General features: G+C 71.5%; 17 protein-coding genes. 8 read left to right on the top strand and 9 right to left on the bottom strand.

The features are described from left to right. Positions 1-44 precede the first annotated feature (44 nt). The 5 genes from JKV81_RS03455 to JKV81_RS03475 all read right to left on the bottom strand — a co-directional run bounded on the left by JKV81_RS03455 (position 45) and on the right by JKV81_RS03475 (position 4,122). Positions 45-1,202, bottom strand: coding sequence for a cytochrome P450 (locus JKV81_RS03455; RefSeq protein ID WP_129265540.1), 1,158 nt, complete (start codon positions 1,200-1,202; stop codon positions 45-47). 92 nt (positions 1,203-1,294) lie between these two features. Continuing rightward, positions 1,295-1,540, bottom strand: a complete 246-nt coding sequence (locus tag JKV81_RS03460) for an acyl carrier protein (RefSeq protein WP_129265541.1) — start codon at positions 1,538-1,540, stop codon at positions 1,295-1,297. Continuing rightward, on the bottom strand, positions 1,537-2,238 hold the full coding sequence (locus tag JKV81_RS03465) for a hypothetical protein (protein ID WP_129265542.1): 702 nt from the start codon (positions 2,236-2,238) through the stop codon (positions 1,537-1,539). The genes JKV81_RS03460 and JKV81_RS03465 overlap by 4 nt, the downstream gene beginning before the upstream one ends. Positions 2,239-2,287: 49 nt before the next feature. Further along, positions 2,288-2,557, bottom strand: coding sequence for a phosphopantetheine-binding protein (locus JKV81_RS03470; protein ID WP_129265543.1), 270 nt, complete (start codon positions 2,555-2,557; stop codon positions 2,288-2,290). Further along, positions 2,554-4,122 carry an AMP-binding protein gene (locus tag JKV81_RS03475; RefSeq protein ID WP_129265544.1) on the bottom strand — a complete coding sequence of 523 codons (1,569 nt, stop codon included), beginning with the start codon at positions 4,120-4,122 and terminating at the stop codon, positions 2,554-2,556. The genes JKV81_RS03470 and JKV81_RS03475 overlap by 4 nt, the downstream gene beginning before the upstream one ends. Positions 4,123-4,537: 415 nt before the next feature. Between JKV81_RS03475 and JKV81_RS36060 the strand changes: the two genes are divergently transcribed. Further along, positions 4,538-5,515 carry a ketoacyl-ACP synthase III family protein gene (locus JKV81_RS36060; RefSeq protein ID WP_164992716.1) on the top strand — a complete coding sequence of 326 codons (978 nt, stop codon included), beginning with the start codon at positions 4,538-4,540 and terminating at the stop codon, positions 5,513-5,515. Positions 5,516-5,598: 83 nt separating this feature from the next. On the opposite strand, the gene JKV81_RS03485 is transcribed toward JKV81_RS36060, so the two are convergent. The 4 genes from JKV81_RS03485 to JKV81_RS03500 all read right to left on the bottom strand — a co-directional run bounded on the left by JKV81_RS03485 (position 5,599) and on the right by JKV81_RS03500 (position 9,991). After that, a complete protein-coding gene (locus JKV81_RS03485; RefSeq protein WP_129265546.1) occupies positions 5,599-6,357 on the bottom strand; it encodes a thioesterase II family protein in 759 nt (252 codons plus the stop codon). A 19-nt stretch (positions 6,358-6,376) separates the two neighbouring features. After that, entirely contained in the window at positions 6,377-7,663 is a 1,287-nt protein-coding gene (locus JKV81_RS03490) for an MFS transporter (protein WP_164992717.1), read from the bottom strand. Between the two features lie 115 nt (positions 7,664-7,778). Then, positions 7,779-9,041 carry a diaminobutyrate--2-oxoglutarate transaminase gene (gene ectB / locus JKV81_RS03495; RefSeq protein WP_129265548.1) on the bottom strand — a complete coding sequence of 421 codons (1,263 nt, stop codon included), beginning with the start codon at positions 9,039-9,041 and terminating at the stop codon, positions 7,779-7,781. Positions 9,042-9,091: 50 nt separating this feature from the next. Beyond that, positions 9,092-9,991 carry a cupin-like domain-containing protein gene (locus JKV81_RS03500; RefSeq protein ID WP_202074886.1) on the bottom strand — a complete coding sequence of 300 codons (900 nt, stop codon included), beginning with the start codon at positions 9,989-9,991 and terminating at the stop codon, positions 9,092-9,094. Positions 9,992-10,506: 515 nt separating this feature from the next. Here JKV81_RS03500 and JKV81_RS36645 point away from each other — a divergent pair. From JKV81_RS36645 to JKV81_RS03535, 7 genes are all read left to right on the top strand, one after another. Beyond that, positions 10,507-10,884: an MbtH family protein gene (locus JKV81_RS36645; RefSeq protein WP_129265550.1), complete on the top strand. Its 378-nt coding sequence runs from the start codon at positions 10,507-10,509 to the stop codon at positions 10,882-10,884. A gap of 86 nt (positions 10,885-10,970) precedes the next feature. Further along, a complete protein-coding gene (locus JKV81_RS03510; protein ID WP_129265551.1) occupies positions 10,971-12,587 on the top strand; it encodes a DUF885 family protein in 1,617 nt (538 codons plus the stop codon). 9 nt (positions 12,588-12,596) lie between these two features. Next, positions 12,597-13,442 (top strand): formylglycine-generating enzyme family protein, encoded by an 846-nt coding sequence (locus JKV81_RS03515; protein WP_129265552.1) that lies wholly within the window; start codon positions 12,597-12,599, stop codon positions 13,440-13,442. Positions 13,443-13,476: 34 nt separating this feature from the next. Continuing rightward, positions 13,477-14,427, top strand: coding sequence for a 2,3-diaminopropionate biosynthesis protein SbnA (gene sbnA / locus JKV81_RS03520; protein WP_241748524.1), 951 nt, complete (start codon positions 13,477-13,479; stop codon positions 14,425-14,427). A gap of 2 nt (positions 14,428-14,429) precedes the next feature. Continuing rightward, positions 14,430-15,614, top strand: a complete 1,185-nt coding sequence (locus tag JKV81_RS03525) for a cytochrome P450 (protein WP_164992719.1) — start codon at positions 14,430-14,432, stop codon at positions 15,612-15,614. Further along, entirely contained in the window at positions 15,611-21,979 is a 6,369-nt protein-coding gene (locus tag JKV81_RS03530) for a non-ribosomal peptide synthetase (RefSeq protein WP_202074887.1), read from the top strand. Before JKV81_RS03525 ends, JKV81_RS03530 begins: the two co-directional genes overlap by 4 nt. 2 nt (positions 21,980-21,981) lie before the next feature. After that, on the top strand, positions 21,982-25,047 hold the full coding sequence (locus JKV81_RS03535; RefSeq protein ID WP_129265555.1) for a non-ribosomal peptide synthetase: 3,066 nt from the start codon (positions 21,982-21,984) through the stop codon (positions 25,045-25,047). Positions 25,048-25,050 lie beyond the last annotated feature (3 nt).

A 25,050-nucleotide genomic window follows, 5' to 3' on the forward strand; every position in this document is an offset into this window, starting at 1 on the left:
CGCCGCGTACGCGGCGGGCCCCACACCTCTGTCCGTATCGCGGGTCAGACGGGAGAGATCTCCACGGGCAGCGAGCGCATGCCGTTGACCGCCCAGGTGGAGTGCCACACAGGCCGGCTCGCGAGCGTCAGCGACACCCCGGAGCGGGTGAGTTCCGTGAGCAGCGCCCGCATCAGCACGCGTACCAGGGCGGCGCCTAGGCAGAAGTGCATGCCGCCGCCGAGGGACATGTGCGGGTTGGGACTGCGTGCCAGGACCAGCTCCCCGGAACGGTCGAAGACGGTGGCGTCCCGGTTGGCGGAGGGGATCCACACCGCCACCGCGTCCCCGGCCCGGATCGTGGTTCCCGCCAGTTCGGTGTCGTGTACCGCGGTGCGCATCACATGTGTGGCCGGTGCGGTCCAGCGCAGCAGTTCGTCCACCGCGGAGCCGGTGTCCACCCGTCCCTCGCGCAGTTCCGCCCACGCCGCCGGGTGCTCGATCAGAGCCAACAGGCCGCCGTTCACCGCGTGCTGAACGGTCTGGCTCGCGGCCACCACGATGTTGTCACAGGTCAGGACGATCTCCTCGTCCGACAGGGGAAGGCCGTCCGCCCGCGCTGCGAGCAGAGTGTCGATCAGGTTGCTGCCGGCTGCGCCCCGCGTCGTGCCGAGCGCCCCCAGGAAGTAGGTCATCACATCGTGGTGACCGAAGGAATCGTGCTCCGCATCGTCCACGGAGCGGCGCGTGGCATCGAGGATCAGGGGGATGTCCTCCACCGGTATGCCGAGGATCTCGGCCTGCACCGCGAGCGGGAACCGCGCGGCCACCTCGGTGGCGAAGTCGCCACCGCCCTGCGAGCACAGATCCGTCAGGAGCGAGCGGGCCACCTCGTGCGCCAGCGCGCTCAGCCCCTCCACGGCACGGGGGGTGAACATTCGGGCAACGGCCCGGCGCAGATCCGTGTGGCGCGGCGGATCGGTGAGGACCGGCATTCTGCCGGCGCCGGGGTAGGGGGCGGCGTTGTCGTCCGCGCGCAGCAGCGCCCCGCGGGTGGAGGTGAATGTCTTCCAGTCGTGCAGCACCTGCTTGCCCGCCGTGTGGCCGACCACGGCCCAGTGCTCCGCGCCGGTCCGCGCCACCTGGTGGTGTACGGGACCGGCCTCGCGCATGGCCCGCCAGACCTCGTGCGGATTTCCCTCCGAGTACAGCGCTGGATCCAACAGATCGACCGTCAACGAAACCGACAAGGCTGCCCCCTGCTTTCGATGGCCCGGAAAAACTCGTGGTGGTGTGCGGAACGGTTCACGCCGGGTCAGGCGTGCTGGACGACCCCGGGTTCGTGGCCCAGGGCGGCGGTGAAGTCACCGAAGCGGGAATTGTCGAACAGCACCTTCACCGAGACCGAGGTTCCCCGGCGGCCGTTGATGGTCGCGATGATGCGCAGTGCGGCGAACGAGGTACCGCCCGCATCGAAGAATTCGGTGTCGTCGTCGACGACGGTGTCGAGCACTTCTTCCCAGACCGTCCGCACCGCGGACCGCAGGTCGTCGTCGGTCATATGTGTTGCCTCCTCATCACCGTGGCCAGGAACGACGCCGTGCCGCTCCTCGCCGCTTCGTGGGCCGTGAGACCGGCCCGGTCACTGTCGATACGCAGGGTGGTCAGCTGCCCCGGGGGGAGCCAGCCACGGTGGTCGGAATGTTCGCGGGAGAGGACCTGCAGCATGGGCCCGACCGGCCCGTCGGGCAGTGCGCCCCGTGCCGCGAGCAGGTAGGAGAGATACGAAAGGTGCTGCCGGACGAAGTGCGCCGCCGGTTCGGCGATCACGTCACCGCTCAGCCCCTGGGCCCGCAGCGCCGCGTCAACACGCCGATTGAGGTCCGCGCGCACGGAGTCGAGGAACTGCGTCGGTTCGGAGGGCAGTTCATCGAACGGCAGTGGTTTTTCGGAGCCCCCCGGCACCTGGGCGACCGCGGCGGCGTAGGCGCGCGCGATGTCGTCGTCGGTGGCGGGCATCGGGTCGAAGAGGACCAGGGGGTTCGGCCGTGCGGACCGGTGGGCGAGGTGCACCGCGATCGCCGAGGCGGCGCAGTACGCCAGGATCGGCTCGGGGCCGACGTCGAGCCGGGCCGCGTACGCGGGGCCGGTTCCCTCGACAGGCAGGGGGTCGTCGAGCAGACCGACCATGCCGTCAAGGCCCAGCGCGGTGACCGGCGCCTCCGGCCGGCGCCCCGGATAGTCCAGGATCCTCAGCAACGTCCGTGTCCTTCCAGCTCCCCGGCGGTCCTCGCCGCCTTGCGTGACCTCACCGGACCCGCTCGTCCGCCAGCCGGGCCACGTGACCCGCGAAGTCCGCAAGCACCGGGTGATCGAGGAGGAGCTGGGCGGGGACGTCGATGTCCCACTCGCGGCGCACCGAGGCGGTCACGAGCACCGCCTGGAAGGAGTCGCCGCCCGCGGCGAAGAAGTCGTGGTCCGCCGCGGTGACCTCGCTGCACAGTGCGGCCGACCAGATCTCGGCGATGCGTCGCCGGTAGGGCGTGGCGGCGTCGTCCAGGGCCGGTTCGGCCGTCATCGTCCGCCTCCGGTCGTCAGGGACCGCGCGACCGAGCTGCGGTCGATCTTGCCGCTCGGAGTGTGGGGCAGTCCGGGGAGCACGGTCACCGAGGCGGGCACCGAGGCCTCCGGCAGCAGTTCGGCCAGCGCCGCGCGCAGGTCGCCGGGTCCGGTTGCGCCGGGGTGCAGGGTGACGGCGGCCCGCAGCTGTCGTGAGCCGGGGACCGGTTCGACGGCTGTGCAGACCGCGGTGGCGACGCCGGGCTGCTGCATCAGGCAGGCCTCGATCTCGAGGAGATTGACGCGTACACCGCGGATCTTGACATCGTGGTCCAGACGGTTGAGGAAGTGCACGAGACCGTCCTCGACGCGCACCAGATCGCCGGTGCGGAACGCGCGGGTGTGTCCCTGGGGCGTACGCGCGACGGTGACGAAGCGCTCGGCGTTCAGCTCGGGTCGGTCGAGGTAGCCCAGGGAGACCGGGGCACCGGCCACCAGCAGTTCACCGGTGGCCGGGGTCTCCGCCTCACCCGGGTCCACCAGCAGCTCGCAGCCCGGAAGCGGCAGGCCGATGGGCGGCACAAGCGGCCAGTCGGCGGGGTCGCGGGGCAGCGTCCAGGCTGTCACCACGTGGGTTTCGGACGGACCGTAGTGGTTGTTGAGCCTGGCCCGGGGGAGCGCCGTGAACAGCGCCTTGATCGGTGGTGTGCACAGCAGCTGTTCGCCCGCCGTGTTCACCTCCAACAGCGAGAGCCCGAGGTCGCCGTCGTGCGCCGAGGCCGCCACGGCCAGCATGTGCAGGGCGACGTAGGGAAGGAAGAGCCGCTCCACGGCGTGGTCCGCCAGCCACTTCAGCAGGGTGAACGGATCGCGTCGCAGCGACTCGGGGGCGATGACGAGGGTGCCGCCGTCGCACAAGGTGCCCAGGATCTCCTGGAAGCTCACGTCGAAGTTCAGGGGAGCGAACTGTGCGGTCCGCAGTGTCGGCCGGACGGAGTCGCCACGCTGCCAGGCCACCAGGGGGTCGAGGCAACTGTGCTGAATCGTAACGCCCTTGGGCAGGCCGGTCGACCCGGAGGTGTAGATGACGTAGACCGGGAGGTCCGGCCGGCAGGCCACCGGCCGGAAGCCGTCGCCCCCGGCCCCGGCGGCGTCCTCGATGGCGAGGGTCGTGATCCCGCACGCCGTCACCGGCGAGGGGCCGTCGTGCAGCAGCAGGCTCGCGCCGCTGTCACGCAGCATGAAGTCGAGGCGGCGCACCGGGTAGGACGCGTCCAGCGGCACACAGGTGGCGCCGACGGCGATGGTGGCCAGCAGAGCTGTGATGGTGGGTGCGCCGCGCGCGCCGGTCACCGCGACCCGGCTGCCAGGACCGATGCCGTGGCGGCCGAGGGATGCCGCGAGCGCGCCGACCCGGGCCCACAGTTCCTCGTACGTCAGCCGGGTCGCCCCGTCGACCACGGCGAGCCGTCCGGGCCGCCGTTCCACCGCACGGACCAGTCCGTCGAGCAGGCACCCCGGTTCCGCGGCACCGCCCCACAGCGTCAGTGGTCGTGCTGTATCTGCCTGTTCTGCTTGGCACATGTGGACTCCCAACGTGCGACGGCTGCCGTTACCGTCGTCGAGCGTGTTCGTGGCGGTCCGCTCGCGGATCGCGAGGACCTCTTGCCTGACTGCGTCTCAGCTCCGCCGCCCGGGCAGCACGCGGCCTGTACCGCACGCCCTCCGGCCGGAGGAGACGGGGGGAGGGGCACGCGGGGCGCGGTGCGACCGGCTGCCGTTCCCGGCGTGGTTCGTCGCGGGATCGTACCCCCAGGCCCACCGCCCGGTGAAGGCGCGCACGACGAGCGTGAACACCGTGCGGGCGGGCGCGCTCCGCCAGTGCCGGACGGACGTTGCCGGGGCGGGACGCGCGCCGTTACGGTCGCAGCCGTTCACGCCCAGAACCACCACCCTGATGACTTCCGGAGGCTGTTTCGTGCGTTGGGACGATGTGTATGTGCGGTCCTGTGCTGTGGTCCTGGGGGAGCGCGAGTCGGTGGCGGACGCCGTGGCCGCCGGCCGGTACGACCCCGCCGTCCGCGAGGCGCACGGCTACGCGTCGATAGCGGTCGCGAGCGGTGGTTGCGCCGCGGACATGGCCGTCGAGGCCGCGCGGAAGGCTCTTTCTCGGTCCCCCGCCGACCCGGCCGAGATCGGCCTGTTCGTCCACGCCTACGTGGACGAACAGGGCCCGGAGGGAGTGGCCGAACCGGCGTCCTACGTCCAGGGCATGGCCCACGACGGCCGGGCTCGGGCCTTCGGACTGCGGCAGGGATGCAACGGGGCGCTCGCGGCGCTGGAGGTCGGCGCGATGTACGTCTCCGCCGGCCGTGCGGCGGTACTGACCTCGGCTGACAAGTACGCGAGAGAGGGTGACCGGTACCGCGACGACCATGGCGCGGTGGCCGCCGACGGGGCGACCGCCATGGTGGTGGGCGGCGGGAGCGGCGTTGCACGGCTGCTCGCCACCGAGATCGTGGGGGACGGCAGGTTCAGCGGGCTCACCGGACTCGACGCCGCCCGGTTCGAGGATCGCCGCGCGTACCTCCGTGCGCAGCGTGCACGGATCATGTCGATGATGCAGACGATGACCGAGGCGAAGCGTGACTGTGTGCGGGGCGCGCTCGCGGACGCCGGTCTCGAGGCCGGCGACATCAAGCACTGGCTTCTCCCCTACACCGGACGTTTTCTGGTCGAGGAAGACTTCCTCGCCGAGTTCGGAATCGACGAGAAGTGCACGACCTGGGAGCTGGGGCGCACCGTCGGTCACCTCATCAGCGGCGGCGACTCGTTCGTCGGACTGACCCACCTGCTGGAGACGACGGCCGTCGAGGCGGGTGACCGGGTCGTCATGCTGGGCGACTCCACCGGGTTCAGCTTCGGCTGCGCCGTTCTGGAGGTCCTGGCCCGGCCGGCGTGGCAGGCCGACGGCTGACGCCGGCCGGTCCGGGCACGCCGGCCCACGACGAAGCACCCCCTCACCGCGCTCGGCGGACGAGGGGGTGCTTCGTCGTGGTGTCAGCCCGCACGCAGCGGCCCCATCGCCGCGACACGATCCGTGATGACCGTGCCGACCTCGCCCCACCGGCCGTCGAGGTAGAAGTGCTTGCCGGTGAACACCCGCAGGCCGAACAGGCCGGCGGTGTGGCGTGCCCACCCACGGGCGTCGTCGATGGACACCACCGGGTCGTCGTCCCCGGTCAGCGACATGACGGGACAGGCCAGCACCGAGTCGTCGCGTCGGTGGGTCCGCAGCATCCGGTAGTCCGCGCGCAGCGCCGACAGCACCAGAGCACGCATCTCCGCGTTGTCCAGCAATCTCATGTCGGTGCCGTTCAGCAGGGCGAGGTCCGCCATCAGCTCCTCGTCGTCCCGCGGCCGTGTGTGCGGGGGAAGCGACAGGCCCGGTGGCCGCGCTCCGGACGCGAACAGCGTCAGCGGCGCGATTCCCTCGGCCTCCAGGCGCTTGGCCACTTGGAAGCCCAGCAGCGCGCCCATGCTGTGTCCGAACAGCACCACCGGCCGGTCCGCCACCCGGCGCACCGCGTCGAGCGTGCGCTCGGTCAACTCCGTGAAGTCGGTGACGTACCGTTCGTTGACGCGGTCCATCCGCCCGGGATACTGCACGGCCAGCAGCTCGGCCGCGGAAGACAGCGCCGCAGCCAGGGGTCTGAAGTAGTTCGCCGACCCCCCGGCGTGCGGGAGGCATATCACCCGCACCGCCGCGTCGGGCGCCGCCCTGAACCGGCGGATCCATTCGCCTTGTCCCTTGGCCATGACTCCTCGTTCGGTCGGCTCACGCACTGGTGAGCTGGGGGACGGCCGGTCCGGTGATCTTTCCGTCGGGAGCACGCCGTACCGCTCGGATGCCGGGCACCAGCGGGGTGAGGCCGCACGGGACGACGATCATCACCGTGGCGATCAGCAGAGCCTCGGCCTGACCCGCCTGGGCGGCCAGTGGGCCCACCAGGGCAAGGCCCAGCGGCGCGGCGACGGTGGAGATGAGCCAGTCGTAGGACTCGACCCGCGACATCACCTCGACGGGGATCAGCTGCTGCATCGACGCCTGCCACAGGGCGTCGAGGAACAGCGTCGACGCACCGCTGACGAAGGCCGACCCGACCACGCACCACAGCGGCATCGGCACGGCCAGCGCCAGCAGGGGCAACGCGGTCAGGACCAGCGCGAGGTTACCGACGACCAGAGGGCGGCGCGGCTCCAGCTTCAGTGCGACGAACCCGCCCGTCAGGGCGCCGGCCGCGAAGCCCGACACGACGATGCCCCAGGCGGACGGCCCGCCGAGGGACTCGTTCGCGATCGCCGGGCCGAGCACGTAGTAGGCCGCGACCGCGAGGTTCTGCAGCATGTGGACGATCATGTTGAGCCACAGCCACCGCCGGACGGACAGCTCGCGCCACCCGGTGCCCAGATCGCGCCAGAACGTCTCGGCCGCGGGAAGCGTGCGTGGTGCCAGCCGCAGCATCCCCAGCGAGACGGCGCTCACGATGAACGTGACGGCGTCGGCCGCCAGGACCAGGCCCGGTCCCCACCAGGCGATCACCACGCCGGCCAGCGCCGGGCTCAGAACCGTGGAGGCGCTGATGCAGAACGACATCAGCGCGTTGCCGCGCTGGAGTTGTTCCGCGGGCATGATCTCCGCCATCAGCCCTCTGGACGCCGGGCCGAAGAACGCCTGGGCGCCACCGAAGATCGCGGCGCCGACGGCCAGATGCCACACCCTGGCCGTGTCGGTCACCAGGAGAGCCGCCAGCGCCAGCTGCGCGGCCGCGCGGATCAGGTCGGACGACAGCATCAGGACCTGGCGGCGCAGTCTGTCCGCCCACACCCCGCCGATCAGCGAGAAGACGACCTGCGTAAGGACCTGCGCGGTCATGACCAGCCCGATGTCGGTCACCGAGCCGTCCACCGCCAGTACAGCGAAGATCAGCGCCACCTTGGTCATCCCGCCCCCGGCGGCCGAGACGGCCTGTCCGATCCACAGGATGCGGAACTCCCGGATGCGGAGCGGCTCCAGAGCGCGGGTCCGGGCGAGACGTTTGCTGTCGCTCCCACTCCGTGCCATCAGCATGCCTCCCGTCGGGCCGGGACGTGCGGCTGGCAGCGAACGGGGTCGGTGCGCGGTGGGTTCACAAGCGGATTCCTGTCTGAGATCGCTGTCGTGCCGACAGCCGGAACGGTCATGAGCGTGCTCGAGCAGTCCGCCCGGCGACCGCGCGCACGGACTGTTCGAGGATGGAGAGCCCCTCGGAGAGTTCGGCGTCGGAGGCGGTGAGCGGCGGCAGCAGCTTGACCACCTCGTCCCGCGGACCGGCGGTCTCCACCAGCAGGCCCCGTGTGAACGCCTCGTCGGCGACCTCGTCGGCCAGCCCCTCCCCGACCACCAGACCCTGGATGAGGCCGCGGCCGCGGGTGGACATGCCGAGACCGGGGTGTGCCTGCGCGATGTCGTGGAGGGCGTTCGCCGTCCACTCGCCCCTGGCGCGCGTCGACTTCTCGAGCGCGTCGTCCCGCCAGTAGGCGGACAGCGCAGCCGTGGCGGTGACGAACGCCGGGTTCACACCGCGAAACGTGCCGCTGTGGGCACCCGGCCGCCAGACGTCCAGCTCCGGCCGGACCAGGGTGAGCGCGAGCGGCAGCCCGTATCCGCCGATCGACTTCGAGAGGCAGATCAGGTCCGGCACGATGCCCGCGTCCTCGAAGCTGAAGAACGGGCCGGTCCGGCCGCAGCCGGCCTGGATGTCGTCGACGATGAGCAGGATCTCGTGCCGGTGGCACAGGTCCGCGAGTGCGCGCAGCCACTCGGTGCTCGCCACGTTCACCCCGCCCTCGGCCTGCACGGTCTCCACGATCACCGCGGCCGGCCGGTCCAGCCCGCTGCCCGGATTGGCCAGGAGCTGCGCCAGGAAGTCCGGCCCGGACCGGCCGTCCTGGCCGTCGAACGGCACCGGGGTGGCGCCGGTCAGCGGTATCCCGGCGGCCCGGCGGTGGGCGGGGTTGCCCGTGACCGCGAGTGCGCCGAGCGTCGCCCCGTGGAACGAGTTGGTGAAGTGCACGACCTCGCTGCGGCCGGTGACCGTGCGGGCCAGTTTCAGAGCCGCCTCGACGGCGTTGGCGCCCCCCGGGCCCGGGAAGACCACTTTGTGGTCCAGGCCCCGTGGCCGCAGCACGACCTCGACGAGCGTGTCGAGCAGGTCGTGCCGTGCGGTGGTGAACATGTCGAGCGCGTGGGTGACGCCGTCGTTGCCGATGTAGTCGAGCAGCGCCCGCTTGAGCACCGGGTTGTTGTGGCCGTAGTTCAGCGAACCGGCTCCGGCGAAGAAGTCGAGCCAGCTTCGTCCTTCATCGGTGTGCAGGCGGCTGCCGGTCGCGCGTGAGAAGACGACCGGCCAACGCCTGCTGTAGGTACGCACGTTCGACTCGTGCTGGTCGAAGATGCTCATGGAAGCCCCTTCTGTGTACGAGGAGTGGCGCGACCGAGGGCCGGCCCTTGTCAGGAGATGTAGGAGTAGTACGAGCGCAGGCCCGGCATGAGCAGACCGCGCGGCAGACCGGCGACGACCCCGAGCGCGAACAGCGCGTTGTACCGCAGGTTCCTCAGTGGCATGCCTTCGCGCACCGCGGCGACGCCGCGCAGGGCGCTGGCCCGGTCGTGCCAGTCGATGTTGAACGAGATCGACGCTCCCGGGGAGATCACCTTGTGCAGGGTCCCGGGTGGCATGTAGAAGACGTCACCCGCCTCGACGTCGCACGTCAGCACCGTTGCGTCGCGGAAGTGCGGGTACCGGTCGAGGTCGGGGTCCTCAGGATCGACCCCGGCCCAACGCCAGTTGTAGGTGTAGCACTTGCCGCGCTCGGCATCGGCCACCATGACGAACCGCTTGGATCCCTGGACCTGGAAGAACAGGTTGTGGGTGAGCAGGGTGTCGAAGTGCAGCGGAGTCACCGCGCGCGCGGGTCCGACGAAGAACTGCGTGAACTTCCACCACTGGTCGCGGAAGAACGCCGGGAAGTAGTCGACGGGGAACGGTTCCAGGTCGCGCCGAAGCTCCGGAAGCATGGAGAGCAGCGGTACGTCGTGCAGATAGCCGGGGGGATCGCCGGCATCGCCCCCCTGGGCGACCGATGCCTCCCACTCGGCGAGTTGACGGGCGTACTCGCCGAGCCGGACGACGGCGGTGCGGCCTGTGGAGACCGTGCCCACCTTGACGCGTACCCGCTGCTCGGGGGCCACCGTGCCGAGGTGGGCAGCCGACCAAGTGGACACCGCGGGCATGTGTGCGGCCGCGCCACGCATCACCACCGGCCTGCGCCCCATGTAGGTGGAGCGGAACTCCTCCGGGCTCAGCTCGGTCCGCACATCCACGGGTACCGGTGGGGCCGTCGTTGTCACTGACATCTCCTATTCGTCGTCCTGGCAGGGGCCGCCGGCACCCGTGCGGGTGCCGTGGCGACCGGAGTCCGCGCCGGCCGCTGTCCAAGTGAGGCGCGGCATCGGTCGAACAGAGCAGGACCGCCGCTCGGGGACGCCCCGTGTTCGGGCGGACCGCTTGGACGGCTTCCGCGCGGCTCGTAACCTTCCGGGTCGGGGAGCGCGAGTTCGGTCGTGGCGGTTACTCCAGCTCCTTTTCCCGAGCCTGGCGGAGTACCTGTACCGAGGGGCGAGCATTCCCACGCCCGGTCATATGGTCAAGGGAAACCGGGTGCGCCCCACCGGTTGAGCACCCAGCCATTTTCCGTTTCTTGACACTGTCAATCGGCCTGACCTAGCTTCCATCCGGTGGAACTTGCGAGAATAAATTTCTCGCCTGATCAAATGGACGTCAGCCGAATGTCCGACAGCATCTCCCGCAGGCAGCACATCCCGCCAATCCCTCACCGGGGCCGACAGTAGGGGACCTCTATCCGATGTTTGACGACGAGAACACCCAGTACCTCGTGGTGATAAATGGCGAGGAGCAGTACTCGATATGGCCCGCGGTTCGTGACCTGCCGAATGGCTGGGCTTCGATGGGTGACCCCCGCCCCCGACAGGAATGTCTCGATCACATCGAAAGAGTGTGGACCGACATGCGACCGAAGAGCGTGCGCAAGGCCCTCGAAAACTCCGGATCTCTCACTGCACAGGGAAGTCGAATGGTACTCTCGCAACTGGTCGACGCCGACGATTTGAAGGCTATGTCGCCCGAGGAGCTCCGCAATATGCTGGCCAACCTCGACGACGACGTGATCTACGGCGACGACGGGAACATCATCGAGCCCGACCCGGGTAACGGGGCGGCTTAGCCGGAATATCCGGCTCGAATTCCGTGACGCACGTACGCGTCCCTCCTCCGCACGTCACCGGCCCACTGTTCTCCGAGAAAAGTGACATGACGTCTGCTGCCCTGAGTTCCGTTTCTGCTGTGGTCGACCACGTCTTCGAGCGCTATCCGCAGGTGGCTCGGCGGGCGGGCCGTCACGATTTCGACGCCCGGCTGCCGGCCGTACTGCCCGACGCGCTCTGCGATGTGGACCGTCTGCTGACGGCGGTCCGTGCGCAGCTCGACATCCTGCCCGAGAATGCGGATCCGGAGGTGCGGGCGGACCTCGGCACGGCGATGCGGGTACTCACCGACGAGCGGTTCCGCATCGCCGAGCTCGGCCGGCCTCACCGCGGGCCGGAGCTGTGGCTGGCCGAAGCCGACGTCCTCGGGTACCTGCGGGGCGACTACGCGCCGCTCGACGAACGCGTCGGGGCGCTGTCCCGCCATCTCGCGGGGCTGCCGGACTTCCTCGCCGCAGCGGGGAGGACGTTCGGCGACACACTGCCCGCGGGTGAGCGGATCAGCGGAATCGAGAACGCCAGGTCCCGCGCGGCGTCGGTGGCGAACCTCGCCGCCCAACTCGTCGCGGTCCGGCCGGAGGTAGCCGGCGACTCACTGCTGCGGCTGGCCGACGCGGCCCGCGTCGCGTTCCTGGGCTTCGCGGACGCCGTCGCGACCACCCGGCCGATCCGGGCGGTCCACGGCCCCGAGCGACTCGCCGCCTACCTGGAGGCGGCCGAGGGGATCGACATCCCGGTGGAGGAACTGCTCGCCGAGGCCGAGGCCGAGGTGCGCCGCCTGGTCGCCCGCCTCGACGCGCTCGCCGCACGACTGGGGGTGAGCTGCAGGGAGGAGGCGTACGGACTCATGAACGCGCGGCTGCCCGCCGGACCGGTGGTCACCGCGCTGTCGGGGATCATCGAGCGGCTGCGGGAGTTCTGGGCCGAGCAGGACGTCGTGACGCTCACCAACCGGTACGGTCTCGACATCCGTCCCGCCCGCGACGCCGCCACCTCCGCCGCGGTCGTCTTCGACCACGCCGGTGCCCTCGAACCGGTGCCGCAGCCACACGTGCTGCACGTACCCGAGCCGCGGGACCCCGCCGCACTGCGCGACTATCTCAACGAGCCGATGCTCGAGATGATCGCCGTGCACGAGGCCGTGCCCGGCCACTACCTGCACCACGAAGCCACTCCCCGGCAGGCCGGCGTGATCCGCAGGTGCGTGCCGTGGTTCCCCGGGACCACCGAGGGGTGGGCCCACTATGCGGAGGAGTTGGCGATCGAGCGCGGCCTCGCCGAAGGCCGCCCGCTCGTCGAGGTCGCCGCTCTGCGCCACGCGCTGGAGGCTGCCACCCGCCTGCTGGTGTTCCTCTCCCTCCACTCCGGACGCCGGAAGTTCGGAGCGGCCGCCGCCGAGGCCGCCACGCTGTGCGCGTGGTCGCCCGAGCGGGCCGGCCGTGAGGTGCTGGCCGTGGTCGCGAACCCCGCCGGAGCCATGTACACCCTCGGCAAACTCCACATCCGGCGCTGGCGCGAGAGGGCCGGCGTGAGTGGTTCGGACGCCGAACTCAAGTCCTTCCACGATCGGTTGCTGCGCTGCGGCAGCGCGCCCCTGTCCGCCGTATGGCGCTATTACCTCGACGGCCGGCTCGTTCCGGCCGCATCCTCCACCACGACATAAGGAGAATCCGTGACTCAGCTGACGGCTGAACCGACCCTCGCCGAGGCACTCCCCGCGGACTACTGGGTCACCATTCCCGCCGGCCCCTTCACGATGGGCTCCGACGAGCTGCGGGAGGACGGCAAGCCACGCGCCGCCGCGCCGGAGCACCAGGTCGACGTGGCCGAGTTCCGCATGGCCAAGTACCCCGTGACCGTGGCCGAGTTCCGCCGCTTCGTCGAGGCGACGGGCCATGTGACCGACGCGGAGAAGAAGGGCAGGAGCTGGGTCTGGATCGGCGACCCCAGCGTCGTCGTCCCCGACCAGGACTACCTGTGGAAGAACATCGACGGCGCGTCCTGGCGCACCCCGCACGGCCCGGAGTCCACCCTGGAGGGCAAGGACGACCACCCGGTCACCCACGTCAGCTCCCTCGACGTCGCCGCCTATTGCGCGTGGTCCGGGACGCGGCTGCCGACCGAGGCCGAGTGGGAGAAGGCTACCCGCGGCACCGACGGCCGCCGTTACGCCTGGGGCGACGAGGAGCCCACCGCCGAGCACTGCAACCACACCATGAACGTGGCCGACACCACCCCCGTCGACGCCTACCCGCAGTCGGCCGGGCCGTACGGCGTCGTGGACCTTACCGGCAACGTCTGGGAGATCACCGCCAGCGCCTTCCACCACTACCCGTACGACGCGAGCAAGCCCGGTCGCGTCATCAAGACGAAGGAGGGAGAGGTCGAGCTGGGCGTGATTCGCGGTGGTTCGTTCTACAACAACTGTGACCCCCGCGGCTGCCTGGCATGGGTGCGGATCTACAACCTGCCCGACTACAGCTGCTACGACATGGGCTTCCGTGTCTGCGCGCGTTGACCAAGGACGCACAGACAGGCAGCTGCTCGCCCGGGTGGAAACGCTCCTGGACGATCTGCCCAGGACCCCGGTCGTGCGGCTGCCGCACCCGGGTCTCCAGCTCTACGCCAAGATGGAGCTGGAGAACCGGACGGGCAGTGCGAAGGACCGGGCCGCGATCTGGATCCTGCGCGAAGCGGTGCGGCGCGGTGATATCACCCGCACCACGACCGTGGTCGAGTCGTCGTCCGGTAACTTCGCCCTCGCCCTGGCCTCGTTCCTGAACGAACTGGGCGTGCCGTTCGTACCGGTGCTGGACCCGAACGTGAACGCGGCCACCGAGCGGACGCTGCGGAGGCTGTGCGCGCGGGTGGAGAAGGTCACCGAGCCCGACGGCACCGGCGGCTATCTGCTGAGCCGGCTCGCACGGGTCAGCCGGCTGCGCGCGGAACTCACGGACGTGTACTGGCCGAACCAGTACGCCAACGTGGACGGCGCGCACGGTCACTACGAGCTGACGGCGCGGGAGTTGCTCGAGGACGTCGGCCGGATCGACTACCTCTTCGTGGGTGTCGGCACCGGCGCGACCATCAGCGGGCTTTCGCGCCGGCTCGGCGAGGAGTACCCGGACGCCACCGTGGTCGCCGTCGACGTCGAGGGCTCGGCCATCTTCGGCGCCCCGGCGGCCCGTCGGCGCATCCCGGGCATCGGCTCCAGCATCCGGCCCCCGCTGATCGACGGCGCGTGGATCGAGCAGGTGGTCGTGCTGTCCGAGCGGGACGAAGTGACGGGCTGCCGGAACCTGCTGCGCGATCACGGGATCTACGCGGGCGGCTCCACCGGCTGCGTCTACGCCGCGATCACGCGCTACTTCGACGGACACGAAGGCCCGGAGCCGGTGGTGGCATTCCTGTGCGCCGACAGCGGCAACCCGTACGCCGACACGGTCTACGCGGATCAGTGGGTCGCCGACCATCTCACACCGGCAGCAACCGAGGGAGCATGAGCGTGACGACGAGCACGTGGACGCCGCCACCCGCCGACGAGGCCGCACTGACCGACTGGCTGCGTGTCCGCGACCCGGTCACCCGGGCCCCGGGAGCCGGCGGATGGCACGTCTTCGGCTACCCCGAGGTCAAGGAGGTGCTCGCCGACCACGGCTCGTTCTCCAACGCCGTGGTGCGGTCGGTGCCCGAGGACTCGCCGATGCGCCTCTACCGCACCGGCAACCTGACCTGGATGGACCCGCCCCGGCACCGCAACCTGCGGGGCCTGGTGAGCCAGGCGTTCACGCCCCGGTGGGCCGCCGAGCTCGAACCGATGATCCGCGAGACCGTAGAGACCTTCCTGGCAGGCCTGCGCGGCCGCGACGAGGTGGCCTTCGTACGGGACTTCGCCTCACCGGTCGTGGCCACGGTCATCGCCCGCATGCTCGGCGTACCCGAGAAGGGACAGCGGCTCTTCCAGGAGTGGTCGAGGAGTCTGCTAGCGCTCGCCGACCCGAGTGCCGAGGGAAACGGGCTGCAGAAGGTGCTCTCCCTCACCCAGGTCGCCGAGGCGTATCTGCACCAGTTCGTCGCCAAGCGGCGTGCCGCGCCCACCGACGACCTGACCAGCAAGCTCATCGCGGCGGAGATCGACGGCGAATGTCTCGGCGACGACGAGACCGCCGGGCTGATCGCACTGCTGATGTCCACCGGCCAGGCCGCGACCATCACCCTCGTGAACGCGATGATCGTCCTCGGCCGCCACCCCGAGGCCGTCGCCACGCTGAGGGCCCGGCCGGACCTGCTCGACTCGGCCATCGGAGAGGTCATGCGCTACCGCTCGGAGACCACCCGAGTGGAACGCAGGACCGTCCGGGACACCGTGATCGGCGGACACGTGATCCCGGCCGGCGAATCGGTGTCGGTCTGGATCGCGGCCGCCAACCGGGACCCGCGGGTCTTCAGCGACCCCCATATTTTCGACATCGAGCGCACGACCAGTCCGCACATCGCCTTCGGGCACGGCATCCACTACTGCCTGGGCGCACCGCTGGCGCGCCTGGAGATCCGCATCGCCTTGCGTGCACTGCTCGATTCCACCCTTGACTTCACGGTCGACCCGGCGGGCACCCGCCTGCTCGACCCACGTCTCATGTTCGGCGCGAGTGAGGCGACCATCCGGTTCGCGTGGAAGGAAATGCAATGAAGGGGTTCGTCCCGGGCGGGCTGGTCGCACGGCTCGCCGCACACGCGCAGGAGTCGACCGGCAAGCCGGCGCTGTCCATCGCGTCGCTCGGCGGCGGCCCGCGCGTCGATCTGACCTACGGACAGCTGTGGGGCCGCTCGCTCGCGGTGGCCCGCGCCCTTACCGAGCGGGTACGGCCCGGCTCGCGCGTGCTGCTGCTGTTCCCCACCGCACCTGAGTTCGCCCCTGCCTTCCTCGGCTGTCTGGCCGCGGGGGTGATCGCCGTGCCCGTGCCGCTGCCGGTCGACGACGGCACCCGGCGCCGGGTGCTGAACGTGGCCAGGGACTGCGACGTCTCGCTCGTCGTCTCGCTGTCGTTCGTCCGGGATCTTGCTCTGGCCGGGGAGGACGCGGAACTGCGCGCTTTCGCCGAGGCTCAGGAGTGGCTGCTCGCCGATCTGATCGAGCCCGACACCGCCGACGTCGGCGCGGACCTGCCGACGGCGGCCGCCGACGACGTCGCCTTTCTCCAGTACACGTCCGGCTCCACCAGTACCCCCCGCGGTGTGGTCGTGACCCACGGCGCACTGATGCACAACGAGGCGGCCATCCAGCGGTCGTTCGGCGTCACGCCGTACTCCACGATTGTCAGCTGGCTGCCCCTGCACCATGACATGGGTCTCATTGGCGCGATGCTGCAGCCCCTCCACACCGGTGCCAAGGGCGTCATCCTCGATCCGTTGTCGTTCATCCGACGCCCCGCGAGCTGGCTGGAGACCATCAGCGCCGAGGGAGCCGACATCAGCGGCGGCCCGAACTTCGCCTACGACCTTTGCGTGCGCAAGGTCACCGAGGAGGAGAAGGCCGGGCTCGACCTGTCCCGCTGGCGCGTCGCGTTCAACGGTGCCGCCCAGGTCTACCCCCGGACCCTGCGCGCCTTCACCGAAGCGTTCCGCGACACCGGGTTCCGCTCCTCGGCGCATCTGCCCTGCTACGGCCTGGCCGAATCGACGCTGCTGGTCACGACCGTGGCCCCGGCCGTCTCCCGGACCTTCGCGGACGGCCGGGAGCTGACCGCCTACCGGCTGCCCGACCACGCCGACGTGCGGATCCTCGCCCAGGACGGCGACACCACGCTCGACGCCGGCCAGGTCGGCGAGATCGCCGTCGCGAGCGACAGCAACGGCGACGGCTACTGGGGCGGGAAGAGCTTCGGGACTCATCTGCGCACCGGTGACCTCGGCTTCCGCGACAACGACGAACTGTTCGTGGTGGGCCGCGCCAAGGACCTCATCGTCCAGCGCGGCCGAAACATCTACCCCGAGGACCTGGAGGCCGACGCGGGCACCTGCCACCCCGAGGTCCGGCCCGGGCGCTGCGCCGTCTTCGGCGTCGACCACGACGGCGACGAAGCGGTCATGGTCTGCCAGGAGGTCGGCGCCCGCACCCCGGCCGCGCGGTACGCGGAGATCGCCACCCGGATCCGCGCCACCCTGTCGCGCGTCCACGGCGTCACCGCCCGCACAGTCCTGATCGTGCCACCCGGCACCATCACCAAGACCTCCAGCGGCAAGGTCCAGCGCTACGCGGCCCGCCGGCGCCACCTCGACGCCGTACTGCCGGTCCTGCACGACGACACGCTGGACGGACGCGCCTCCTCGCTCACGAACCTGCTGACGGGCCACTCCCTGACCGATGCGCTGCGCCTGCACATCGGATCCCTGCTCGGTCTCGCGCAGCCCCCGTCGGCCGACGCCGCCCTCGCCGACCTCGGCGCCGACTCGCTGACCGCGGTCCGTCTGCGGCACGACCTGGAAGAGGCGCTCGGCGTCGTCCTGTCGCCCACCGTCGCGCTGCGCGCGGAGTCCATCGCCGGGCTCTCCGCCGCGGCCTCGGTCGCCGCGACCTCGCCGGCGGCCCCCGCCGTCGCGCCCGACGGTGGCGACAGCTATGTGCTCACCCCGTCCCAGCGCGCCGTGTGGTTCCTGCACCGGGCGGTGCCGGACAGCGGCGACTACAACGTCACGCGCGCCTTCCGGGTCACCGGGACCGTCGACGCCGGGGCCTTCCGCGCGGCACTGCGCGCCGTGGCCACCCGCCATCCGAGCCTGCGTCTGGCCATCACCACGCATGACGGCACCCCGCACGCGGACGTGCGCGACACCAGCGCTCCGGAGGTCGAGGTCACGGACGGGCGGGGCTGGACCGACGAGCGGACCGCAGCCTGGTACCGCGACATCGCGACCCGTCCGTTCGACCTCGGCGCCGGCACCCCGCTGCGCGGAGCGCTGCTGCGGCGGGCGGACGACTGGCTGTTCGCGCTGTCCCTGCACCACATCGTGTGCGACGTGTCGTCCTTCGCGATCGTCGCCGCCGACCTGGCGGCCGCGCTGCGCGGCGAGCACGCCGACCCCCACCCGCTGCCGGCCCCCGTCGCGCCCGTCGAGCACGGTGACTTCTGGCGGTCCGAGCTCGACGGCGAACTGCCCACCCTCACCCTGCCCGACCTCGGCCGTCCCGAGGCCGGAGCGCCCCGTGAGTCCCTGGCTTTCCAGGTACCCGGTACCCGGCTGACCCAGTACGCCCGCGAGCACGGACTGACGCTGCACAACCTGCTGCTCGCCGCGTACCAGGACCTGCTGCACCGGCTGTCGGGCCAGCCCGACCTCATCGTCGGAGTGCCCACCGCCGGCCGCACGGACCGGTCGCTGGCCGGCTGGGTCGGCCACCTGGTCAATGTGGTCCCCGTGCGCTCCACCCACCGTCCGGAGACGCCGTTCGCCGAGTTCGCCGCAGCGACTCACCGCCACGTCCTCGACGTGCTGGATCACGCGGACATGCCGCTGTCCGACATCGTGCGGCTGGTCAACCCCGACCGGGACACCGCCACGGCCACGGTCTTCCAGGCCATGTTCACCTGCTACACGGCTTCGCTGCCCGGCGCGGCCGGCATTGTGACGGGAGACGAGCACGCGGAGCTGGCGGCGGGCGCCGTCGTCCTGCACGGCCACGCGGTCCCCGACCACACCACGCAGTCCGACCTCGGGTTGAACGTGGCCGTCCGCGACGACGTGCTGGACTTCCAGTTGCAGTACGACCCCGCATCGGTCTCCCGGCACCAGGCCGAGCTGGTGGCCAGAACCCTGCCGGTGCTGCTCGCCGGCGTCGGCGCGGGGACACCGGGCCCGCCGCCCCTGCTCGCCGAGGACGAGGCCGCCGCGCTGATCGCCCGGGGGACCGGCCCCGACGTGCCGCGCCCGGGGAACTACCTCGACTCCTTCGAGTCCTGGGTCGACCGCGCTCCCCACAGCATCGCCGTCGACGACGGACGGGTCCGGCTGACCTACGCCGAGCTGGACGCCCGTGCGAACCGCGCGGCCGAGCGGCTGCGGGCCGCCGGCGTGGCCACCGACCGTACCGTCGTGATGTGCGCCGACCGATCCGCCGACTACCTGGTTGCCCTGGTCGCCCTGCACAAGGCCGACGGCGCCTACGTGCCGATCAGCCCGCGCGAAGCGCCCCGGCGTGCCGAGGCGATGGTCGACTCCGTCGGCCCCGCCGTCATCGTCGCCGGACCCTCGGGCCGCCATCTGTTCGGCGACCGGGAGGTGTTCGATCTCACCGATCTGGTGTCGGGCGCCACCGGCGTCCGGCCGCCGCGCCTCTGCCACGACCACGCCACCTCGACGATCATCCACACCTCCGGGTCCACGGGTGTGCCCAAGGCCGCCGTCTCCACCAACTACGGCGTCACCAACCACATGTGGCAGATGGCCGAGCAGTTCGGGCTCACCGAGCACGACTGTGTGGCGCAGACCGCTCCGGTCTCCTTCGACATCTCCGTATGGCAGTTGCTCACTCCGCTGATGATCGGCGGTCGCGTACGGATCGTGCCCGAACCGGACTCGCAGTCCCCCGCGAGCCTGCTGAAGGCCGTCGTCGACGGCGGTGTGACCATGCTGGAGCTGGTGCCGTCCAACATGATGGCGCTGCTCGACGCGGGCTTCGCCGCGACGCCCGGCGCCCTGCGGGTGATGCTGTCCACGGGCGAGAGCCTCACCCACGACGTGCTGCGCCGCTGGACACGGGAGTTGCCCGGCATCCCGGTGTCCAACGCCTACGGTCCCGCCGAGTGCACCGACGACGTCACCGCCGGATTGTGCGCGGCCGGTCCCGGCGCGCCGATGACCACCGCGGTCGGCCGTCCGCTCGCCAACACCACCGTGCACGTCCTCGACGAGCACCTGCAGCCGGTGCCGCCCGGTGTGGTCGGCCTGCTGCACATCGGCGGCGGCGCGGTCGGCCGCGGCTACCGCGGGAACCCGAGGCGGACCGCCGAGATGTTCGTGCCGGACCCGTACGCGCCCGCGCCCGGCGGTCGCCTCTACCGCACCGGCGACCTCGGCCGCGTCAACGCCGACGGTGATCTGGAGTTCCTCGGCCGCGCCGACACCCAGATCAAGATCCGCGGCCAGCGGATCGAGGTCGGCGAGGTCGAGACCGCGCTGCGCCGGTGCCCCGGCGTCGTCGAGGCCGCGGTGAAGGTCCACCATGGGCCCGCGGGCGCCTCGCTCGTCGGGTACGTGTCCCGTCCCGGCGGGCCGCAGGGCCCCGCGACGGTGCTCGGCCCGGACGAGGACGAACACTTCCGTGCCCTCCTCGCCGACCTGCTGCCCCGGCACATGATCCCCACGATCATCGCCGAGTTCGGCCGACTGCCCCGGTCCAAGAACGGGAAGGTGGACTACCGGTCGCTGTCGTTTACCGCGCCTGCGGCCACGCCGACCACGGCCGGCCCGGACGACCCGCTCGCCGCGGCCGTCCGGAACCTGTGGGCGGACCTGCTGGAACTCGACGCCATGGGCTGGGACGACAGCTTCTTCCAGCTCGGCGGCCATTCACTGCTCGCGCTCGCCATGATCGACCGGGTCAACGCCCTGCTCGACGTGCGGCTGGTGGTCGATGTCGTCTTCGCCCACCCGCGGCTGCGGGACTTCGTCGCAGCCGTGCGCGCGGCCGACCCGGCCACCGCCGACCGGGTGCGGGACCGGGTTCCCGCGGATCCGTCGCAACCGGTCCCCGCCAGCGCCGCACAGCAGCGCTTCTGGTTCCTGCGCGAGATCGATCCCGACGCACCGACGTACAACATGCCGGGCGTGCTGCGGATGCGCGGGGACCTGGACGCGGACGCATTGGAGGCGGCGCTGCGCGCGACCCTGGCCGCGCACCCGGTGCTGCGGGCCGGGTTCGCCACCGCCGACGGCGAACTTACCTGGACCGCCCGCCCGCTCGAGGAGTTCGAGCTCGGCCGCATGGACCTGCGGGGGCCGGTGGCCGAGCTGGGTGACGAGGTCTTCGACCGACTCGTCGAGGACGAGGCCGCGGTCGTGGCCGACCTGCGCAGGGAGCTGCCGTTCCGTGCGCTGCTCGCACGGCTCGGGGAACGGGACTGGGCCCTGTTCGTCAACGTCGACCACATCGTGTGCGACGGCTGGTCCGTCGAGGTGTTCCTGCGCGAGCTGGCCGACCGCTACGACGGGCGGCGGCCTGCGGCGGCCGACTACGGGTTCGCGGACTACTGCCTCGACGAGCGAGCCTGGCGGGACGGGCGCGACCGCGGCGAGACCGCGGCCCTGTGGCGGGACGTGGCCGCCCGTCCGGCCAGGCGGTCCGCACTGCCTGACCGGGCCGTGCCGGCAGGGCCCGACGAAGCGGCGTCCGCCGGACACCGCGACGCCTTCGACGCGGACCTCGGCGCGTCGGTGCGCGACCTCGCCGTCCGTACCCACACCACCCCGTACATGGTGTTCGCGACCGCGCTGGCCGCCCTCACCCACAGCGGGACGGACGAGCGTGAGCAGATCGTGCTCGGCACCCTGATCGCCCAGCGCGACCGGCCCGAGTGGCGCCGGATCGTCGGCCCGCTGCTGAACGTCTCGGTGCTGGCCGTCGACCTGGCCCCGGCCGACTCACCGGACCGGGCGCTGGCCGCGGTCCGAGCGGGCGCCCTGCGGGCCTACCGATCGGCGCACGTGCCCTTCCAGGACCTGGCGCCGCTCCTCGCACCGGCCGCCGGCGGCGACGGATCGCCGTTCGACGTGATGCTCGTGATGCAGCCGCCTTCCCGGCCCCTCGAACTGACCGGTCTGGACGTGACGGCGACCGATCTGGACATCGCCGCGGCCCCGTACCCGCTGCTGATCGACATCGAGGAGCGGGACGGCGGCTACCGGGTGACCTACCGCTACCGGACCGACCGGTTCGACGCGGCAGGCATCGAGGACCTGGCCCGCCGGCTGCGTGCCACGGTGCGCGCGCTGGCCGGTGCCGACGCGGCGTCCCTGGCCGAGCTGCTTCCCGTACGCGACTTGGTGGAGAGGACCTGATCATGACCGATCCGATCGCGAGCCCCGTGCTCACCCGGTTCGCCTCGTCGCGGCACGAGCGGCCCGGGGCCCCCGCCGTGGTCGCCGATGGCGTCACCCACACGTACGCGGAACTGGACGCCCTGGCCCGGCGGCACGCCGAGGCGCTGCGGGCAGCCGGCGCCGGGCGGGAGACCGTGGTGGCGCTGGTCGCCGACCGCGGCCCCGGATACGTCGCGATGATGCTCGGCGTCCTGCTCGCCGGCGCGGCCTTCGTCCCCGTGGAGCCGAGCGTGCCGGTGCGGCGCGCCCGCCGGATGTGCGCCGACGCCACGGTACGGGCGCTCCTCGTCGAGCCGGGGCACGAAGCGTTCGCCGCCGAGGTCGTGGCCGGGCTCGACCCCCGGCCGAGTGTCCTCCTCGCCGCCACGGAGCCCGGCGGGCCGGACCCCCGTACGGCCCGGGAGACGGTGCGGCCGCGCGACGGCCTCGCGTACGTGATCTTCACGTCCGGGTCCACCGGTACGCCCAAGGGCGCGATGGTCGCGGACGGCGGCATGGACAACCACCTGGCGGCCAAGATCGCGGACCTGGGGCTCGGCCCGGCCGACGTCGTCGGACTCACCGCGCCGCTGTCCTTCGACATCTCCGTGTGGCAGACCCTCGTCGCGCTCACCGTCGGCGCACGGACCGCGGTGGCCGCGCCCCGCGACATCTCCGAGCCGGCCGAGCTCGTGGCGTGGGTCCGCCGGCACGGAGTGACCGTACTGGAGATCGTGCCGTCCTTCCTCGCCGTGCTCACCGCACAGCTCGACGACGATCTGCGTGCCGGGCTGTCCTCGCTGCGGTACCTCGTCGCCACCGGGGAGGCACTCCCGGGCGCGGTCGCCCAACGCTGGTACGAGCACTGCCCGGACATTCCGATCGTCAACGCCTACGGCCCCACCGAGTGCTCGGACGACGTCACCCACCACGTGGTGACCGCCGCCGAGAGCGCTGCCCGGTCCTGGCCGTCGATCGGCCGGGAAGTGCTCAACACCCGGCTGTTCGTGGTCGACGCGGAGGGCCACGAGGTGCCGGACGGCACCGAGGGTGAACTCCTGGTCGGTGGCCACGGGGTCGGGCGCGGCTACATCGGCGACCCGGTACGCACCGCGCTGACCTTCGTCCCCGACGGCCTGTCCGGGGCGCCGGGCGCACGGCTGTATCGCACCGCCGACCGCGTGAGCCGTGCCGTCGACGGCACCATCGACTTCCACGGCCGCCGCGACCGGCAGGTCAAAATCCGCGGCCACCGAGTCGAGCTGGGCGATGCCGAGGCCGAGCTGCTGCGGGTGCCCGGCGTCCGGTCGGCCGCCTGTGTGTTCACCGGAGGGCGGCTGCGCGCCTTCGTGACGATGGACGCTCCGACCGACGTGGCCGCTACCGTGCGCGCGTCCGCCCCGCACTACCTTGTCCCGCACGAGGTGACCGTGCTGGAGCGACTGCCCGTGAACACCTCGGGGAAGACCGACCACCGGGCACTTGCGGTCCTGTGCGCCGACGATCCCGCCGCGGACACCGGCGCGGCCACCGCCCAGGAGCTCGACCTCGACGCGGTCCGCGAACTGGTCGCCGAAACACTCGGCGTGGCCGTGACAGGTCCGGACGAGGACTTCTTCACCGCGGGCGGGGACTCGCTCCTCGCGATGACCCTGGTCGCGGGTGCCCGCGCCCGGTTCGGCGCGGAGGGCACATCGCTGCGGGCGTTCCTGTCCCGGCCGACCCCACGAGGTCTCCTCGCCGCCGTGGAGGCCGCGGAACCGGTGACCCGTGGCGAGGAAGCGCGCGCCGTGGGCGCCGTGTCCTCCGGACAGGAACGGCTGTGGTTCTTCGAGCAGTTGCACCGCCGCAAGGCGCCCAATCTCCTGATCCTCTCCCTCGACCTGTACGGCCCGCTCGACGAGCAAGCGCTTCAGCACGCGCTGGCAGCCGTCGTCGCCCGGCACGAGCCGCTGCGCACCGCCTTCACCCAGGAGCGCGGCGTCCCGAAAGCCGTCCTGCGGCCCGCTGCCACGTTCCTCCTGGAGCCGGGCACCGCGGACGGGTTCCAGATCTCCGCCCGCACCCCCGAACCACCGCTGGCGCAGGCCCGGCTGGAGCGGATCGCCGACGACCACCACGTCCTCGCGATCGCCCTGCACCACTTGATCGCCGACGGCTGGTCCCTGGAGGTACTCAAGCGGGACATCGCCGAGTACTACGAGCGGGCCCTGGCGGGCGACACCAGGGTGTTCCCGCCCCGCACCGCGTTCTCGCACTACGTCGCCGCCGAACGCGCCTGGCTGGAGAGCCCCGACGCCGAGGAGTGCACGCGCTACTGGACCGGGGAGCTGGCGGGTGCCCCCGGAGCTCTCGACCTGCCGCTCGACCGGCCCCGGCCGGCCAAACCGACCTTCGAGACCGACCACACGGTCACCCTCCTCTCGGCGGACGACACCAAGGCGCTCGCCGAGACGGCCCGGGCCCACGGCGCCACGCCGTTCATGGCCGTGCTCGCCGCCTCGTACGTCGTGTTGCGCGAGGCGACCTCGACCACCGACCTGGTGCTGGGCATCGACTCGGTGAACCGCTCGTGGCCGGGCAGCGAAGAGCTTGTCGGCACGTTTGTCAATCAGCTCCCGGTACGGCTCGCGCCCGGCGCGGCACCGTCCTTCGGCGACCTGCTGGACCTGGCCCGGCGGCAGGTGCTCGGCGCGCAGGAGCACGACCGGCTCCCCTTTCACACGATGGTCGCGGCGGTGAACCCGCCGCGCCGCCCGGGCCGGTTCCCGCTGTTCCAGGTGAAGGTCACGCACCAGAGCGCGTGGCGCACCGGGATGCGGATCGGGGACCTGCGGGTCGAGCCGCGCGAGCTGGCCGACCCCGTGATGGACCTCGACTTGATGATCGACGTCTCCGGCGAGAACGACCGGCTGCGGCTGGAACTCCTGTTCTGGCCGGAGACGGTCGACTCCGCGACCGTCGCGGCCTGGGCGCGGGCGATGGCCGACGTGCTGCGCGCCGGCGCGGCCCACCCCGACGCGGTACTGACTTTCGGCGAAAGGTGATGA

Origin of the sequence: Streptomyces silvae (assembly GCF_016745505.1) — a bacterium.
GTDB lineage: Bacteria > Actinomycetota > Actinomycetes > Streptomycetales > Streptomycetaceae > Streptomyces > Streptomyces silvae.